The sequence below is a fragment of the Streptomyces cinnabarinus genome (assembly GCF_027270315.1).
GTDB classification, from domain to species: Bacteria; Actinomycetota; Actinomycetes; order Streptomycetales; family Streptomycetaceae; genus Streptomyces; species Streptomyces cinnabarinus.
Genome location: NZ_CP114413.1, coordinates 2,220,003 through 2,236,598 on the forward strand (window position 1 = coordinate 2,220,003; position 16,596 = coordinate 2,236,598).

Here is a 16,596-nt window from a genome sequence, read left to right on the forward strand (position 1 = left end):
CAGCACGTGATCGTCCGTTCGTTCAAGGACATCGAAGGCACCGACCGGCATGTGAAGGCGGCGTCCGGCACCTGGGAGAGCAAACGCATCGTCCTCGCCAAGGAGCGGGTCGGGTTCTCGCTGCACGAGACGATTCTGTACGCGGGTACGGAGACGTCGATGTGGTACGCGAACCACATCGAGGCGGTCGTCTGCGTCGAGGGCGAGGCCGAACTGACCGATCACGAGTCCGGGCTGACCCACACGATCACGCCCGGGACCATGTACCTCCTGGACGGCCACGAGAGGCACACGCTGCGCGTGAAGCGGGACTTCCGCTGCATCTGTGTCTTCAACCCGCCCGTGACCGGCCGGGAGGACCACGACGAGAACGGCGTGTATCCGCTGCTCACCGAACCCGAGGAGGTGTGACGCATCATGACGATGACTGATCTGTACCCGAGCCGGGGCGCCACCGAGGTGTCGACCCCACGCCAGGACCCGGTGGTCTGGTCCCCGCCCGGCGCGCCCGGCCCGATCTCCGTCCCGGAGCTCCAGTCGTACGAGCGCGACGGCTTCCTCCCCGTCGAGCAGCTCATCACCGACGACGAGGTGGCCGTCTACCGGCAGGAGCTGGAGCGGCTGGTCGCCGACCCGGCGATCCGCATGGACGAACGCTCCATCATCGAGCCGCAGTCCAAGGAGATCCGCTCGGTGTTCGAAGTGCACCGGATCAGCGAGGTGTTCGCCGCGCTGGTGCGCGACGAGCGCGTCGTCGGCCGGGCCCGGCAGCTCCTCGGCTCGGACGTGTACGTCCACCAGTCCCGGATCAACGTCAAGCCCGGGTTCGGGGCCAGCGGCTTCTACTGGCACTCCGACTTCGAGACCTGGCACGCCGAGGACGGGCTGCCGAACATGCGGACGGTGTCCGTCTCGATCGCGCTGACCGAGAACTACGACACCAACGGCGGGCTCATGATCATGCCGGGGTCGCACAAGACGTTCCTCGGCTGTGCGGGCGCGACACCGAAGGACAACTACAAGAAGTCGTTGCAGATGCAGGACGCGGGCACGCCCTCGGACGAGGCGCTGACCTCGCTGGCCACCAGGCACGGCATCCGGCTGTTCACCGGCCGGGCCGGTTCGGCGACCTGGTTCGACTGCAACTGCATGCACGGCTCCGGCGACAACATCACGCCGTTCCCGCGCAGCAACGTCTTCATCGTCTTCAACAGCGTGGAGAACGCGGCGGTCGACCCCTTCGCGGCTCCGGTACGGCGGCCGGAGTTCATCGGCGCGCGGGACTTCACCCCGGTGAAGTAGCACTCACAGCCACGCCAGCGACGCGGCCGTCTCCAGTACGTTCCGTACGGCGGCCGCGTCGCCGCTCGCTCCCCTCGGCACCTCCGCGGGCGTGCACCGTCCGCCCACCAGGAGGCAGAAGTCGACGGGGTCCAGGGCGAGTTCGGCCGCGACGGGCTCGTCCTCGGAGCCCAGCACCCACTGCTCGCCGTCGCTGACGGAGAACAACACCGGCGCCGCGTCCGGCCCGAGCGCGAGACCGAGGACCCGGACCGCGAGCCGCACCAGCTGCCCCAGGTGCTCGGCGGGCGGCGGCGGTACGACCAGGCCGAGGGCCCGGCCGATGTCGTCGGTGTGGATCCACGCCTCGAAGGCCCGCACCACGAAGTGATCGGCCACCGGCAGCCGGATCCCCATCAACAGCTCGGCGCGCGCCGCGAGTTCGGCGTCCCGCGCCTCGGGCGTGGCGAGCAGCGCGTCGGCCTGCCCACCCCAGGCGGCGACCGTCTGCTCGGGCGTACGGCCGTGCTCATGGGCGATGACATCGGCGGTACGGCGGTCCCAGGCGTCCTCCCAGCGCATGTCCTGAGGAAGCACCGTCTGCGGGAGCACGGTCGCCGGGACCCGCGCGGGGATGCCGAGCCGCCCGGCCAGCGCCTCGTCGGCGGCCAGCAGATGGGCGACGGTCGCGTGCACGTCCCAGTCGTGCACCACCGGAGTGGTCCAGCGGCCCGCCGCCTCCGGCAGCAGCGCCCGCAGTCCCTGGACGGCGGCGGCGTAGGGCGCGGCGTGCACGGCGGTGCGGGGTGCCGACGGGCGGCGGGCGAGCAGGGCGGGCGGGAGTCCGGTGGCGGGCCGGGCGGGCAGTCCGCCGATCGGCGGGCCGTCGAGCAGCCGTACCGTCTCGCGCAGCCGGGCCGCCTCCGCGGCGCAGCTCTTGCATCCGGCGAGGTGCGGCCGGACCCGCTCGGCCTCGGCCGCGTCCAGGGCGCCGAAGGCCCAGGCGGCCAGCAGCTCGCGTACGTCCTCGTGCTCGGTCACCGGGGGCCTCCTTCCTGGGGAGCACGGACCCCTACCGCCATCATGCGCCTCTTTCCAGCGCGGGGTCGGGTGGGTCGGCCAGGGTTTCGGCCAGCGAGCGCAGGGCGGTGCGCAGTCTGGTCTTGGCGGTGCCCTCGGGAATGCCGAGTTCCACGGCGGCCTGCCGGTAGGTGCGGCCCGCGAAATAGGCGAGGTGCACCACCTCCCGCTGCGGCTCGGGGAGTTCGGCGAGGGCCGAGTGCAGCAGCAGGGAGCGCTCCCGGTCGACGACCGTCTCGTCCGGGCCGGGGCCGGGTTCCGGGATGGTGTGCAGGACGTCGTCGTCGGCGTGGGTGTGCTTGCGGTGCCGGGCCTCGCCGCGCACCCAGTCCACGGCCCGCCGGTGGGCGAGCATGGACAGCCAGGTGCGCAGCGAGCCGCGGCCCGCGTCGAAGCTGTACGGCCTGCTCCACAGGTGCGCGAAGACCTCCTGCGCCACGTCCTCGGCGGCGGCCGGGGCGCGGGTGACCCGCACCGCGATCCGCCGCACCAGCGGCCCGTAGGCCGCGTACACCTCGGCCAGCGCGGACTCGTCGCCGTACACCAGCCGCCGGTGCAGCTCCGTGTCGGCGGCCGGGTTTACGGACGTCTCGCCCGTGGACTCCACCGGCACCACCACCCCTGGTGCCCTTCCTAGCGTCCCGGCGGGGCCCGCGCCAGTGGTTCAGGAGGACAGGACGTCCAACAGCCGGTCGACGTCGGTGGCTGTGTTGTACAGGTGGAAGGCGGCGCGCAGGTTGCCCGCGCGGTCGGACACCTCGATGCCCGCCTCGCTCAGCTCGGACTGGCGCCGGCCGAGGCGCGGGACGGAGACGATCGCCGAGCCGGGGGACGGGACGGGCTCGTGGCCGAGGCGGGTCAGTCCGGCGCGGAAGCGGTCGGCGAGGGCGAGGTCATGGGCGTGGACGGCGTCGATGCCGAGCTCCTCGATCAGGGCGAGGGAGGCGCGCAGTCCGGCGTAGGTGAGGAGCGAGGGGCTCACGTCGAACCGCCGTACGGAGTGGGCGAGTTCCTGGACCGGGCCGTAGCAGCTCTCCCAGGGGAGCTCGCCCGCGACCCAGCCCGCCAGCAGCGGGGTCAGGCCGCCGAAGTCCTCGGGGGCGACGAAGAAGGCGTTGCCGTGCGGGCCCATGAGCCACTTGAAGCCGACGGCGGCGAGGAAGTCGTAGGAGTCCGCCTCCAGGGGCAGCCAGCCCGCCGACTGGGAGGCGTCGAGATAGGTCCGGGCGCCGTGCGCGCGGGCCGCCTCGCGCACCCCGGGCAGATCGGCGATCCGGCCGTCGGCGGACTGGACGACGCTGACCGCGACCAGCGCGGTCTCCGGGCGGACCGACTCAGCGAGCCGCTCCAGCGGGACGGCCCGCACCTTGAGGTCGCCGCGCATGTGGAAGGGGTTGACCAGGGAGGAGAAGTCGGCCTCGGCGGTGAGCACTTCGGCCCCGGCGGGCAGCGCGGCGGCGATCAGACCGCCGTACTCGGCGACCGAGGCCCCCATCGCGACCCGCTCGGCCGGCACCCCGGCCAGCCGTCCGAAGGCGGCGCGGACGCCCTCCACGTCCTCGTAGAGGGAGCCGATCGGCCGCCCTTCGGCCCGCAGCCGCACGGCCTCCTGTACGGCGCTGACGGTGCGGGCCGGCAGGAGGCCGTTGCTCGCGGTGTTGAGGTAGGTGTGCTCCGGGGCGAACTCGGCACGGACGAGGCTCTCGAAGGTCTCCATGGGACCACTCTGCGGTCCCGGGAACTCCCCGTCCATTGCGATTTTTTACGTGGTTTCGCTAAGCAACCCTTATAGGTCGGCCCCGACCAGCGGCTTTCAGCTCTGCGGCACCGCGCACCCGTCGGGACCGCAGGCCTCGCCCGCGCCCTGCTCGATCAGGGTCAGCGGGGAGCGGTCACCCCAGGCCTGGGTCAGGGCCTGGGTGAAGACATCGGCGGGCTGGGCGCCGGAGACGCCGTACTTGCGATCGATGACGAAGAACGGCACGCCGGTCGCGCCGAGCTGGGCGGCCTCGCGCTCGTCGGCGCGGACCTCCTCGGCGTAGGCGGTGGGGTCGGCGAGCACCTTGCGGGCGCCGTCCGCGTCCAGGCCCGCGGCGGCGGCCAGCGCGACCAGCCGCTCGTCGTCGGCGAAGACGGACGCCTCCTCGGCGAAGTTCGCCTCGTACAGGGCCTGGATCAGCTCGCCCTGGCGGCCGTGCTCCTTGGCGAAGTGCAGCAGGCGGTGCATGTCGAAGGTGTTGCCGTGGTCGCGGTCCCGGGTGCGGTAGTCGAGGCCCTCGGCGGCGGCCTGGGTGCCGAGGTTGTCCTCGGCGGCCTGGGCCTGGGCCTCGCTGATGCCGTACTTCTTGGCGAGCATCGGGATCACCGGACCGGTGTCGTCCTTGGCGCGCCCCGGGTCCAGCTCGAAGGAGCGGTGCACGACCTCGACCTGGTCGTGGTGCGGGAAGGCCGCGAGCGCCTTCTCGAAGCGGGCCTTGCCCACATAGCACCAGGGGCAGGCGATGTCGCTCCAGATCTCGACGCGCATGGTTTCTCGGCTCTCCCGCTCGAACGTATACGGAGACTCCCTCCGCAAATATGGGTGAACGTTCAAGCTGCCGGGTTCATTCCCCTACGGCCTTCAGCTGCCGTCGCGCAGGTCGAGGGGCCAGCTGGGCCGGAACTCCAGGTGGTCGTAGGTCACGACGCAGCCCTCGCCGAGCGGGGACTGGGTCATGAAGCCGATGAGGGCCGCGTCCGTCTCCTTCTCGTCACCCAGGGTGAACAGCCGGATGAAGATCCACCGCTCGCCGTCCCGGGAGGCGTGGAAGGCGAAGGCCCGCCCGGTGCGGCTGACCCGCAGCCACACCGAACTGCCCTCCACAGTGAAGGAGTTGGCGTCGTCGGAGTGTCCCCGGGTGACCACCGTGCAGACGGTGGGCACATCCGGGGAGTACTCCAGACAGAGCTTCGCCCAGGCCCGCTCCCCCACATGCACATAGAGCACCCCGGCGTCGAAGGCCCCGGCGAACCCCACGGTGACCCGCGCGATCAGCTGGAACTCCCCCTCCGGCGCCCCGAGCAGCCGGGGCGCGTCGGAGGCGGGGTCCAACGCCTCCCCGGTGGGCGACACGAACCGGTCCTGGCGGGCCCCGGCCCACCCGGCGAGCACACCGTCCTCGTAGGACCAGTGGCCGTCGGGGCCGTAGGTGCGGAGAGGGAAGGGGAGTTCGGGGAGTTCCAGGTCCATCGACCTAGCGTTCCAGACGACCGTTGAACCTGCGCGGGAGACCCAACGGATTGTCGTCCCTCAGTTCCGCGGGCAGCAGCGCCTCGGGGGCGCCCTGGTACACCACCGGCCGCAGCCACCGCTCGATGGCCGTACCGCCCACCGAGGTCGACGTCGACGTGGTCGCCGGGTACGGGCCGCCGTGGTGCTGGGCCGGGGCCACCGCGACACCGGTCGGCCAGCCGTTCACCAGGACCCGCCCCGCCAGGGGCGTCAGCTCGGCGAGGAGCTCGGGGCCGCGGCCCTGCCCCGCGGCCTCCTCGGTGGAGAGGTGAACCGTCGCCGTGAGGTTGCCGGGCAGCCGCGACAGCACCGCCTTGGCCTCGTCCTCGTCCTCGTAGCGCACCACGACGGTGACCGGACCGAAGCACTCCTCCAGCAGCAGGTCGTGCGCGCCCTCCGCGGCGAGCTTCTGCGCCGGTACGGTCAAGAAGCCCGGGCTGACCGTGTGCTCGCCGCCCGCGCCCGGGGTCACGGGCGAGTCCACGTCGGGCAGCGCGGCGCGCTCGGCGACCCCGGCGACGAAGTTGTCCCGCATCCGGTGGTCCAGCAGCACACCCGCGTCGGTGTCGCTGACGGCGTCCGTCAGGGACTTCAGCAGCCGGTCACCGGAGGCCCCGGCCGGCGCCAGCACCAGGCCCGGCTTCACACAGAACTGTCCGACGCCGAGCGTCATGGAGCCCGCGAGCCCGGTGCCGATGGCCTCCGCGCGCTCGGCGGCCGCCGCCTCGGTGATGAGGACCGGGTTCAGCGAGCCCAGCTCGCCGTGGAAGGGGATCGGCACCGGCCGCGCCGCCGCCGCGTCGAAGAGGGCCCGCCCGCCGCGTACCGAACCGGTGAAACCGGCCGCCGCGACCAGCGGGTGCTCGATCAGGCCGACGCCCGCCTCGAAGCCGTGCACCAGGCCGAGGACGCCCTCGGGGATGCCGTGCTCGTGGGCGGCCGTGCGCACGACCTTGGCGACCAGCTCGGACAGGGCCGGGTGGTCGGGGTGGGCCTTGACGACGACGGGGCAGCCCGCGGCGAGCGCGCTCGCGGTGTCGCCGCCCGCGACCGAGAAGGCGAAGGGGAAGTTGGAGGCGGAGTAGACGGCGACCACACCGAGCGGCACCTTGTAGCGGCGCAGGTCCGGGATCGGCGGGGTCGCGGTGTCGTCGGGGTGGTTGACGACGACGTCCAGGAAGGCGCCCTCGTCGACGATGTCCGCGAAGGCGCGCAGCTGGTAGCAGGTGCGGGCGAGTTCGCCGGTCAGCCGGACCGGGCCGAGCGCGGTCTCGGCGTCGGCGGCCTCGACGAGCTGGTCCTTGGCGGCTTCGAGGCGCTGCGCCGCGGTGCGCAGGAAGGTCGCGCGGACCGTCCGGTCGGCGAGGGAGCCGCGCGCCTCCTGCGCGGCGCGGACGGCGGCGTCCACCTCCTGGGCTGTGGCCTCCACCGCAACCTGTTCGCGCTGCTTCCCGGTTCGGGGGTCGACACTCCAGACTGGTGCTGCTGCCACCGCGGGTCCCTCCACACTGTATTGCCGCAGTACTGGGTCATTCACCAGGGTTGTTCGATATGCTGAACGCTGTCTCTCATGGTGAATATGCTGTTGGAGACTATTTCCCGTCGAACGAAGGGGTCAAGCGCGATGTCGGCAGGCGAGACGGGGGGCGGGGCGCAGGTCAAGTCCGCCGTGCGGACGGTTGAACTGCTCGAATACTTCGCCGGACGCCCCGGAATGCACTCCCTCGCGGCCGTCCAGGAGGCGGTCGGTTACCCCAAGTCCAGTCTGTACATGCTGCTGCGCACGCTCGTGGAGCTGGGCTGGGTGGAGACCGACGCGACCGGCACGCGGTACGGCATCGGGGTGCGGGCGCTGCTGGTCGGCACCTCCTACATCGACGGCGACGAGGTGGTGGCCGCCGCGCGTCCCACGCTGGACCGGCTGTCGGACGACACCACCGAGACCATCCACCTGGCGCGTCTGGACGGCACGAACGTGGTGTACCTGGCCACGCGTCAGTCCCAGCACTATCTGCGCCCCTTCACGCGGGTGGGCCGTCGGCTGCCCGCGCACTCGACGTCCCTCGGTAAGGCGCTGCTCAGCACGTACACGGACGAGCAGGTCCGCAAGATGCTCCCGGAGACGCTCCCGGCGCTGACCGAGAACACCATCACCGACCGCGAGCGGCTGATCGAGGAGCTCCACCAGGTCCGCGAGCAGGGCTTCGCCGTGGACCGCGAGGAGAACACCCTGGGCCTGCGCTGCTTCGGCGTGGCGATCCCGTACCGCACCCCGGCCCGCGACGCCATCAGCTGCTCGGTGCCGGTGGCCCGGCTGACCCCGGCCCACGAACAGCTCGTGAAGGACGCCCTGTTCGACGCGCGGGACCGGCTGACGCTGGCCACCCGCCGACTCTGAGGCCGACCCCCTTCTCCCCCGCCAGGCGGAGCGGGATCGTCACCGTGCAGGACGCGGGCGGGGCCGCCGCCGCGAGAGCGTGAACCCATGACGCAGTCACTCCTCGCCCACCCCGGCGGCACCTTCGCCCCCTCCCGCCCCCGTGCACTCCTGCGCGCGGTCGCGGTCGTCTCCTGTCTGCCGTATCTCGGGCTGAAGGTCGCCTGGCTCTCGGGCAGCGAGGCCGGGATCCCCGAGGGGAGTTCGCTGCTGGAGCACCGGGGCGCGGTGGCCGTCGCCAACGGCGTGACCGTACTGATGGACGCCTGCGTCATCGTGCTCGCGCTGGTGCTGACCCGGCCCTGGGGGATGCGGGTGCCGGCCTGGCTGCTGGCGGCGCCCGTGTGGGTCGCCACCGGACTGCTCGCACCGATCATGACCGGCTTCCCGCTCCAGCTCCTGACGGGCACCACCTCCGACGACAGCTCCTCCGAACCCTTCCTCCACGATTGGGTGTTCAGCGTCGTGTACGGCGGTTTCATCGTGCAGGGACTCGCCCTCGGCACCCTGTTCGCCCTGTACGCACGGGACCGCTGGGGCCACCTGTGGCAGGGCCGGATATGGGAGCTGCCCCGCTCCTGCCTCGGCCCCTCTCAGCGCACCGGCGCCGTCACCGCCGCGGTGGTCGCCGTGGTCCCGCTCACCCTCCAACTGCGCTCCGCCTTCGGAGGCGAGGTTCTCCGGGCCATGGACGCCCTCTTCCTCCTCGCGGCCGTCGGCGGCGCCCTGATCCTCGCCTTCGGCCGCGCCCCGGTGCTGCCGGTCCGGGTCCCGCTGGCCCTCGTCTGGGTCGGCTCCGGCGCCGCGGCCTGCTGGGGAGCCTGGATGTCGCTGGCCTCGCTCGTCGTCGACGAGCACTCCGCGGGGCGGCACCTCACCTACTCCGGCCAGATGATCACCGGCGCCCTGGTGGCCGCCGTAGGGCTCCGCTTCCTCGCGCGTCGGTCCGCCGCCCTCCCCCGGCACCGCGCGTGAGGCGGATCGCCCGGTTCCTTTTCGGGCGGGGGACGCGCCGGCGCTGGATCCATCTGATCCTCGGCGGCGCCCTCGCCATGCCGTACGTCTTCGTCGGCGAGATCATCGTCGGCCCGGCCGCCCACGCCCGCTATGTCTTCGGCGATCTCACCGGCAAGCTCCTGTCGTTCGCCGTTGGCCTGCCGCTGGCCGCGCTCACCGCCGCGCTGTTCCCGCTGACCCGCTCGCTGGAGGCGAACGCGGTGCGCTCGCTGTGCGGGGTCGGCGCGGACCTGCTCTCCCACGCCCCCGCCCGCGGCCGGACCGCCAAGGAGCGCACCGCGGCCTGGTTCACGCTGCACCTCGGCTTCGGCGGGATCGTCGCCGGGATGACGCTGGCGGTGCCGCCACTCGCCGTCGTCCTCATGGCGCTGCCCGTGGTCGCCGTGTTCAGCGACGGCCTGTGGGGCTTCCCCGCGGCCTGGGACCGGCCCTGGGTGCTGGCGCTCACCCCGCTGGTGGGCGTGGCCCTGCTGGTGGGGCTCGCCGCGTGCGCGGCCGGGGCGGGCGCCCTGCTCGCCCGCTGGGCCCCGGCGCTGCTCGGCCCGACGCCCGGGGACCGGCTCGCGGCGGCCGAGGCCCGCGCCGCCGATCTCGCCGTACGCAACCGGCTCGCCCGCGAGCTGCACGACTCCGTCGGGCACGCCCTGAGCGCCGTCACCCTCCAGGCGAGCGCGGCCCGCCGACTGCTCGACAGCGACCCGGAGTTCGTCCGGGAGGCGCTCGCCGCGATCGAGGACACCACCCGGCGCACGGTCGGTGAACTCGACGCCGTCCTCGGGGTGCTGCGGGAGGGCGACGCGCCCGGCACGGCGCCCGCGCCGACGCTGGCCGCCGACCTCGACGGGCTGCTGCGCCGCACCCGGGCGGGCGGACTGCGCGTCGTGGCGTCCGTCGACGCCGACCCCGAGGCGCTGCCCGCTGTGCTGTCCCGGGAGGCGTACCGGATCGTGCAGGAGGGGCTGAGCAACGCCCTCAAACACGCGGGCGACCAGGTCACGATGGTCCTGCGGATCGGGGTCGCGGGCGGCCTGCTGGAGATCACCCTGGAGAACCCCCTGGGCTCCGCCTCCCCCTGCCGCCCCGGCGGCGGCCACGGCCTGCGCGGCATCGCGGACCGGGCCCGGCTGCTGGGCGGCACGGTCGAGGCGGGCGCCGAGTCCGGCACCTGGCGGCTGAGAGTCCGCCTCCCCGTGAAAGGACCCGTATGAACGCCCGTCCCCCCGTCCGGATCGTTCTCGCCGACGACGAGCTCATGGTGCGCAGCGCGCTGCGCGCCATCCTCTCCGCCGAGCCGGACCTGGAGGTCGTCGGCGAGGCGGCGAACGGCGCCGAGGCGGTCTCCGTCGTCCGGGAGCGGACCCCGGACGTCGTCCTCATGGACGTCCGGATGCCGGAGGTCGACGGCATCCGGGCCACCGAGCAGATCCTCGCCACCGTCACCGAGCCGCCCCGGATCGTCGTCGTCACCACCTTCGAGAACGACTCCTATGTGCACGACGCCCTGCGCGCCGGAGCCGCCGGTTTCCTGCTCAAACGGGCCGACGCCGACGCCCTCGTGCAGGCCGTGCGGCTGGTCGCGCGCAGCGACACCCTGCTGTTCCCCGCGGCCGTACGCACCCTCGCCGCCGAGCACGCGCGTGCCCACCCCGCGCCGCCGCCCTGGGTGGCGCGGCTCACCGGGCGGGAGAGCGAGGTGCTGCGGCTGATGGCGGGCGGGCTGACCAACGCGGAGATCGCCGAGCGGATGGAGGTCGGTCCGGCCACCGTGAAGTCGCATGTGGCGGCGGTGCTGGCGAAGACCGGCACCCGGGACCGCACCCAGGCCGTGATCGCCGCGTACGAGGCGGGCTTCATGAACCCTCGCTGACTTCATGACCACTCGCTGAATTTTCATGAGCACTCCATGAGAAAAGCCACGCGAGGGAACGATTCGCCCCGCGCCCTCGTCCTGACGGTGGGATGAACAAGACGATCAGGCGCGCATCGGTCTTCTCGCTGCTCCTGGTGTTGGCCCTGCTGGTGAGGGCGACCTGGGTGCAGTTCTACGAGGGCCAGGCACTCGCGGACGACAAGGACAACCGGCGCAACGCGATACAGACGTACGCGGCACCGCTCGGGAACATCATCGTGGCCGGGGAGTCGGTCACCGGCTCCGCACGGACGAAGGGCGGCGATCTCGCGTACAAGCGCACGTACACCGACGGCGAGCTGTACGCGGCGGTGACGGGCTATGCCTCGCAGGCGTATGCGCCGACCCAGTTGGAGGGCATCTACCAGGACGTCCTCAACGGCACGGACAGCAAGCTGCGGACTGTGTTGGACACGGTCACCGACGAGCGGGCCGAGCCGGGCAACGTGATCACGACGATCGATCCCGATGTGCAGAAGGCGGCGTACGAGGCGCTCGGTGACAAGAAGGGCGCGGCCGTCGCGATCGACCCGGCCACCGGCCGTATCCTCGCGGTCGTCTCGACCCCGTCGTACGACCCGTCCTCGCTGACGGACGCCAACACCGCGGGGACGGCCTGGAAGCAGCTCACCAAGGACTCCGACAAGCCGCTGACCAACCGCGCGCTGCGCCAGCCGGTGGCGCCGGGCTCCACGTTCAAGCTGGTCGTGGCCGCGGCGGCGCTGGAGGACGGGCTGTACTCGTCGGTGGACGAGAAGACCAAGAGCCCCGATCCCTACACGCTGCCGGGCACCTCCACGGTGCTGGAGAACGAGAACAAGTCGGCGCCCTGCGAGAACGCCTCGATCCGGGTCGCGCTCCAGTACTCCTGCAACAACGTCTTCGCGAAGATGGCCTACGACCTGGGCCAGGACAAGGTGAAGGCGATGGCCGAGAAGTTCGGCTTCAACGACGACGAGCAGGATGTGCCGGTCCGCGCCTACGCCAGCGTGTACCCCTCCGGCATGGACGAGGCGCAGACCGCGCTGACCGGCATCGGGCAATTCGATGTGACGGCGACGCCGTTGCAGATGGCCATGGTGTCGGCGGCCATCGCCAACGGCGGCAAACTGGTGTCGCCGCACATGGTGTCGCAGGTGACCGACGGCGGCGGTGACGTCCTTCAGGACTACGACTCCGACGCGGACACCGAGGAGATCGTCAGCTCCGACACCGCCGAGCAGTTGCAGTCGGCGATGGAGACGGTGGTTTCCGAGGGCACGGGGACGAACGCGCGGATCTCGGGTGCGACAGTGGGCGGCAAGACGGGTACGGCCCAGCACGGCGAGAACAACAGCAAGACGCCGTACGCCTGGTTCACCTCGTACGCGAAGTCCGGCTCCGGCGACCAGGAGGTCGCGGTCGCGGTGATCGTCGAGGAGTCCGGCGCCGCCCGCTCCGAGGTGAGCGGCAACGGCCTCGCCGCGCCGGTGGCGAAGGCGATGATGCAGGCGGCCCTCAAGGACTGAGGGCCGTCCGGCTACTTGACGCCGAAGAGCTGCTCGATCGGGTCGATGGCGAAGTAGATCAGGAACAGCGCCGAGGTCCCCCACAGCAGCCAGTGGACCTCCTTCGCCTTGCCCAGCACCGTCTTGATAAGGACATAGGCGACGAAGCCGGCCCCGATGCCGTTGGTGATGGAGTACGTGAACGGCATCACGGCGATGGTCAGGAAGGCCGGGATGGCGATCTCGTACTTGTCCCAGTCGATGTGCTTGACCTGGGTCATCATCAGGAAGCCGACCGCGACGAGGGCGGGCGCCGCCGCCTGCAGCGGGACGATGGTGAGCAGCGGGCCGAGGAACAGGGCGAGGGCGAACAGGCCGCCGGTGACCAGGTTCGAGAAGCCGGTGCGCGCGCCCTCGCCGACACCGGCCGCCGACTCGATGTAGGAGGTCGCGGAGGACGAGGAGGAGGCGCCGCCCGCGACCGCCGCCGCGCCGTCGATCAGCAGCACCCGGCCGAGGCCCGGGACCTTGCCTTCTTCGTCCAGCAGCCCCGCCTCGGCGCTGACGCCGACGACCGTGCCCATGGTGTCGAAGAAGTCGGACAGCACCAGGGTGAAGACGAGCAGGACGACGGTGATGACGGTGGTCTCGCCGAACGCGCCGAACAGGCTGAACTGGCCGATGAGTCCGAAGTCGGGGGTGTCGACCAGCTTTTCGGGCCACTCGGGCGTGGTCAGGCCCCAGGTCTTGATGTCGGCAAGGGAGTTGATGAGGAGCGCGACGGCGGTCATCACGACGATGCTGATCAGGATCGCGCCCTTGACCCGGCGGGCGAGCAGCCCGATGGTCAGCAGAACTCCCAGGCAGAACACCAGGATCGGCCAGCCGGTGAGGTTGCCGGTGCTCCCGAGCTGCACCGGAACCGTGGTGTTCGCCGCGTCCGGGATCCGGGTGACGAAGCCCGCGTCGACGAAGCCGATGAAGGCGATGAACAGGCCGATGCCCACGCTGATCGCCTGCTTGAGCGGCTGCGGGATGGCGTGCATGACGGCCTCGCGCAGTCCGGTGACGACGAGGACGCAGATCAGCAGTCCTTCGAGGACGACCAGACCCATCGCGTCGTCCCAGCTCATCAGTGGGGCGATCTGGAAGGCGACGACGGCGTTCAGGCCGAGGCCGGCGGCGAGCGCGAGCGGCAGATTGCCGCCGACGCCCATGATGACCGTCATGACCGCGGCCACCAGGGCGGTGGCGGTGGTGAGTTGGACCGGGTCGAGGGTGTCGCCGAACTTGTCCTTCGCACTGCCCAGGATGATGGGATTCAGGACAAGGATGTACGCCATCGTGAAGAACGTGGCGAACCCGCCACGTATCTCCCGGCTGAACGTGGACCCCCGTTCGGAGATCCTGAAGAAGCGATCGACGCTGCTCATGTGGCTCCTTGCTGCCTGAATGATCGGTGTGCGGATGCTGGCTGGATTGTTCCCCTGTTGAACCGGGTTCAGGTTTTCCCCGTGTTACGGAATCAGCGCGGTTCACGTACGATCCGCCACACGCTGTTCGAGACCCCGTACGAGCCAGGTGTTCGATCACTGCTACGCTTCCGCACCTCAACCGGAAGATCGCGGAACGCGCGCCGGACGCACACATGTCATTCACATGCCGCTCATAGGCACACTCACAGGCAGGAGAGGTCGCCCGTGGGCACAGTCGTCGACGACGCAGCCTCGGTGGAGTTCCATGCCTTCTTCGAGCGCCACTACGCCGAACTCTCGCGCCTGGCCCATCTGCTGACGGGTGAGGCGGACGCCGCCGACGACCTCGCGGCGGATGCCCTGCTCGCCCTGTGGCACCGCTGGGACCGGGTCCGCGCGGCCGACCACCCCGTCGCCTACGCCCGAGGCGTGGTCGCCAACCTCGCCCGCACCCGGATCCGCAGCGCGGTGCGCGAGCGGCGCCGGATCGCCCTGTTCTGGTCGCAGCGCGAGGAGAAGACCGAGAACCCGGACGTGGCCGGTGTCGTCGACGTGCAGGAGGCGCTGCGTAGACTGCCGTTCCGCAAGCGGGCCTGTGTGGTGCTGCGGCACGCCTTCGACCTCTCGGAGAAGGACACCGCGCTCGCCCTGGGCGTCTCGGTCGGTACCGTGAAGAGCCAGACCTCGAAGGGGATGGCGGAACTCCAGCGACTGCTCGGCCCCAAGGCGGCACCGCTCAGGATGCATGCGGCGATGGCGCGCACCGGTGACGCCGCGGGAAGGGACCGATGACGATGCAGCGGGACGTGCACGACGAGCTGCGCGCCCGGCTGCACGAGGCGGCCGAGGCGCACGAGCCGAACCGCGAGCGCATCCTCGCCCGGATCGAGCGCGGCATGTCCGAGGAGGTCCGCCCCGACCACCGGGCCACCCGCCCACCGGTGTTCGGCTGGGTACGGGTGGTCAGCGCCACCGCGGCGGTCGCGGGCGTGCTCGCCATCGGCGGTTACGCGGTGGCGTCGGCGGTGAAGGAGGACACCCCGCAGCAGACGGTGGCCACCTCGCCGACGCCCACCCCGTCCCCGGACGCCACCAGCCGCGCCCCCGTCCCCCCGGCGACCCCCGCCGACCCGACGCCGGAGTCCTCGAAGGAGTCCCGCGAGCCGAGTTCCCCGCCGGCCGGCACGCCGCCGACGCGGTCCGCGTCGCCCCCGGCCGCCGGTGAGGAGGACGGCCCGCTGTGGTCGGACGGCTCGGTCGACCCGCACAGCAACGACTTCTGGGCGCAGAGCAATGTGACCCTGAAGACCGAGGAGCAACTGACCGAGCTGACAGTCGAGTTGAAGGTGGCGCAGACCGGCGGGGTGACCTCCACCGGCGCCTGGCGCTCGCTGCCCGAGGACGACTTCGAGCTGGCCGTCGGCGAGCGGGACGGCTTCCTCGTCTACACCTGGACACTCAAGGAGGGCCGTACGGTCGCGGCGGGCGAGTGGGTGTTCGCGGGCCAGTACGACCATGAGCGCGGCGGCCGGGACGCGCAGGCCGACGGCTACGCGGCGACGGCCCGCGCGGGCGACGAAGAGCTGTCCGTGACGGGCGACTTCGCGCCGCACGAGGACGACGACACGGCCGCCGAAGGCGACTCCTGAAGAATTTTCCGCGCAACGCGGCAACCCATTCCCGACCGGCGGCGACCAGGGAGCGCAAGGAACAACTCCCCACGCAAGGAATGGGCATGACTGCACCAGCTGAACAGCGCGTCCGCCACCGCCGCAAGGTCACCAGGCGGCGGGCGGTGATCGCCGGGGCCTCGGCGCTCGGCATCACCGGCGCGGCGATCGTCACCACGACGATGCTGTCCTCCGCGGGCGCCGCGTCCACTTGGCCGACGGCCAAGGGCAGCCAGGCCGTGAGCAGCACCATCAAGGTCTCGGGCACGTATGACGGCGGCTACAAGAAGTTCTACGGCAGCGGCGCGCTCGGCGGCGACAGCCAGGACGAGGGCCAGGACCCGGTCTTCCAGCTGGCCGACGGCGCGGTCCTGAAGAACGTGATCATCGGTACCCCGGCCGCCGACGGTGTGCACTGCATGGGCTCGTGCACGCTGCAGAACGTGTGGTGGCTGGACGTCGGCGAGGACGCGGCGACCTTCAAGGGCAAGTCCGCCTCGTCGGTCTACACCGTCTACGGCGGCGGCGCGAAGAACGGCTCGGACAAGGTCCTGCAGTTCAACGGCGCGGGCAAGCTGGTCGTGAGCAAGTTCCAGGTCGCCAACTCCGGCAAGCTGGTGCGCACGTGCGGCAACTGCTCCACGCAGTACAAGCGCACGGTCATCATCAACGACGTGGACGTCACCGCGCCGATGAACTCGATCGTGGGCATCAACGCCAACTACGGGGACACGGCCTCGCTGCGCAAGGTCCGGATCCACGGCGACAGCTCCAAGAAGATCAAGACGTGCGTCCGCTTCAAGGGCAACAACACCGGCGCCGAGCCGACCCAGATCGGCGTCGGCCCCGACGGAACGTCGTGCCTCTTCACGGCGTCTGACATCACGTACCAGTAACCCCTAGGGCCTGCTGGCCTGAGCCCCCCTCGGTCAGCAGAAGAAGCGCCCCCCACGGTGACGACCGCGGGGG

At 71.5% G+C, this 16,596-nt stretch carries 17 protein-coding genes; 10 read left to right on the top strand and 7 right to left on the bottom strand.

Annotated elements, in window-relative coordinates; translation table 11 throughout:
- The first annotated feature begins 6 nt into the window (after nt 1-6).
- Together STRCI_RS09990 and thpD are read left to right on the top strand one after the other, a co-directional pair.
- Nucleotides 7-411, top strand: a complete 405-nt coding sequence (locus tag STRCI_RS09990; RefSeq protein ID WP_269658517.1) for an ectoine synthase — start codon at nt 7-9, stop codon at nt 409-411.
- A 6-nt stretch (nt 412-417) separates the two neighbouring features.
- Entirely contained in the window at nt 418-1,302 is an 885-nt protein-coding gene (thpD, locus tag STRCI_RS09995) for an ectoine hydroxylase (protein ID WP_269658518.1), read from the top strand.
- Between the two features lie 3 nt (nt 1,303-1,305).
- Here the strand turns inward: thpD and STRCI_RS10000 are convergent, their stop codons facing one another.
- The 6 genes from STRCI_RS10000 to STRCI_RS10025 form a co-directional block, all read right to left on the bottom strand.
- The gene (locus STRCI_RS10000) at nt 1,306-2,322 is read right to left on the bottom strand and encodes a maleylpyruvate isomerase family mycothiol-dependent enzyme (protein ID WP_269658519.1); all 1,017 of its coding nucleotides are present in this window, start codon (nt 2,320-2,322) and stop codon (nt 1,306-1,308) included.
- Nucleotides 2,323-2,362: 40 nt separating this feature from the next.
- Nucleotides 2,363-2,980, bottom strand: coding sequence for an RNA polymerase sigma factor (locus STRCI_RS10005; RefSeq protein ID WP_015661359.1), 618 nt, complete (start codon nt 2,978-2,980; stop codon nt 2,363-2,365).
- A gap of 45 nt (nt 2,981-3,025) precedes the next feature.
- Nucleotides 3,026-4,078 carry an aminotransferase class V-fold PLP-dependent enzyme gene (locus STRCI_RS10010; protein WP_269658520.1) on the bottom strand — a complete coding sequence of 351 codons (1,053 nt, stop codon included), beginning with the start codon at nt 4,076-4,078 and terminating at the stop codon, nt 3,026-3,028.
- A gap of 96 nt (nt 4,079-4,174) precedes the next feature.
- Nucleotides 4,175-4,888: a DsbA family oxidoreductase gene (locus STRCI_RS10015; RefSeq protein WP_269658521.1), complete on the bottom strand. Its 714-nt coding sequence runs from the start codon at nt 4,886-4,888 to the stop codon at nt 4,175-4,177.
- A gap of 93 nt (nt 4,889-4,981) precedes the next feature.
- Complete coding sequence (locus tag STRCI_RS10020; protein ID WP_269658522.1) at nt 4,982-5,590, bottom strand: DUF1349 domain-containing protein; 609 nt, start codon at nt 5,588-5,590, stop codon at nt 4,982-4,984.
- 4 nt (nt 5,591-5,594) lie between these two features.
- Complete coding sequence (locus STRCI_RS10025; protein WP_269658523.1) at nt 5,595-7,124, bottom strand: aldehyde dehydrogenase (NADP(+)); 1,530 nt, start codon at nt 7,122-7,124, stop codon at nt 5,595-5,597.
- A gap of 132 nt (nt 7,125-7,256) precedes the next feature.
- On the opposite strand from STRCI_RS10025, the gene STRCI_RS10030 reads away from it, so the two are divergent.
- The 5 genes from STRCI_RS10030 (at nt 7,257) to STRCI_RS10050 (ending at nt 12,503) form a co-directional block, all read left to right on the top strand.
- Nucleotides 7,257-8,030, top strand: coding sequence for an IclR family transcriptional regulator (locus tag STRCI_RS10030; RefSeq protein ID WP_269658524.1), 774 nt, complete (start codon nt 7,257-7,259; stop codon nt 8,028-8,030).
- Between the two features lie 87 nt (nt 8,031-8,117).
- The gene (locus STRCI_RS10035; RefSeq protein ID WP_269658525.1) at nt 8,118-9,044 is read left to right on the top strand and encodes a hypothetical protein; all 927 of its coding nucleotides are present in this window, start codon (nt 8,118-8,120) and stop codon (nt 9,042-9,044) included.
- Nucleotides 9,041-10,294 (top strand): sensor histidine kinase, encoded by a 1,254-nt coding sequence (locus STRCI_RS10040; protein WP_269658526.1) that lies wholly within the window; start codon nt 9,041-9,043, stop codon nt 10,292-10,294. The genes STRCI_RS10035 and STRCI_RS10040 overlap by 4 nt, the downstream gene beginning before the upstream one ends.
- The gene (locus STRCI_RS10045) at nt 10,291-10,953 is read left to right on the top strand and encodes a response regulator transcription factor (protein WP_269658527.1); all 663 of its coding nucleotides are present in this window, start codon (nt 10,291-10,293) and stop codon (nt 10,951-10,953) included. The genes STRCI_RS10040 and STRCI_RS10045 overlap by 4 nt, the downstream gene beginning before the upstream one ends.
- A gap of 92 nt (nt 10,954-11,045) precedes the next feature.
- Nucleotides 11,046-12,503: a peptidoglycan D,D-transpeptidase FtsI family protein gene (locus STRCI_RS10050; protein ID WP_269658528.1), complete on the top strand. Its 1,458-nt coding sequence runs from the start codon at nt 11,046-11,048 to the stop codon at nt 12,501-12,503.
- 11 nt (nt 12,504-12,514) lie between these two features.
- Here STRCI_RS10050 and STRCI_RS10055 read toward each other — a convergent pair whose 3' ends face one another.
- Nucleotides 12,515-13,915: an NCS2 family permease gene (locus tag STRCI_RS10055; RefSeq protein WP_269658529.1), complete on the bottom strand. Its 1,401-nt coding sequence runs from the start codon at nt 13,913-13,915 to the stop codon at nt 12,515-12,517.
- Between the two features lie 267 nt (nt 13,916-14,182).
- Between STRCI_RS10055 and STRCI_RS10060 the strand changes: the two genes are divergently transcribed.
- From STRCI_RS10060 to STRCI_RS10070, 3 genes are all read left to right on the top strand, one after another.
- On the top strand, nt 14,183-14,749 hold the full coding sequence (locus STRCI_RS10060) for a SigE family RNA polymerase sigma factor (protein ID WP_269658530.1): 567 nt from the start codon (nt 14,183-14,185) through the stop codon (nt 14,747-14,749).
- On the top strand, nt 14,746-15,606 hold the full coding sequence (locus tag STRCI_RS10065) for a hypothetical protein (RefSeq protein ID WP_269658531.1): 861 nt from the start codon (nt 14,746-14,748) through the stop codon (nt 15,604-15,606). The genes STRCI_RS10060 and STRCI_RS10065 overlap by 4 nt, the downstream gene beginning before the upstream one ends.
- Nucleotides 15,607-15,692: 86 nt before the next feature.
- Nucleotides 15,693-16,523 (top strand): pectate lyase, encoded by an 831-nt coding sequence (locus STRCI_RS10070; RefSeq protein WP_269658532.1) that lies wholly within the window; start codon nt 15,693-15,695, stop codon nt 16,521-16,523.
- The last annotated feature ends 73 nt before the right edge of the window (nt 16,524-16,596 follow it).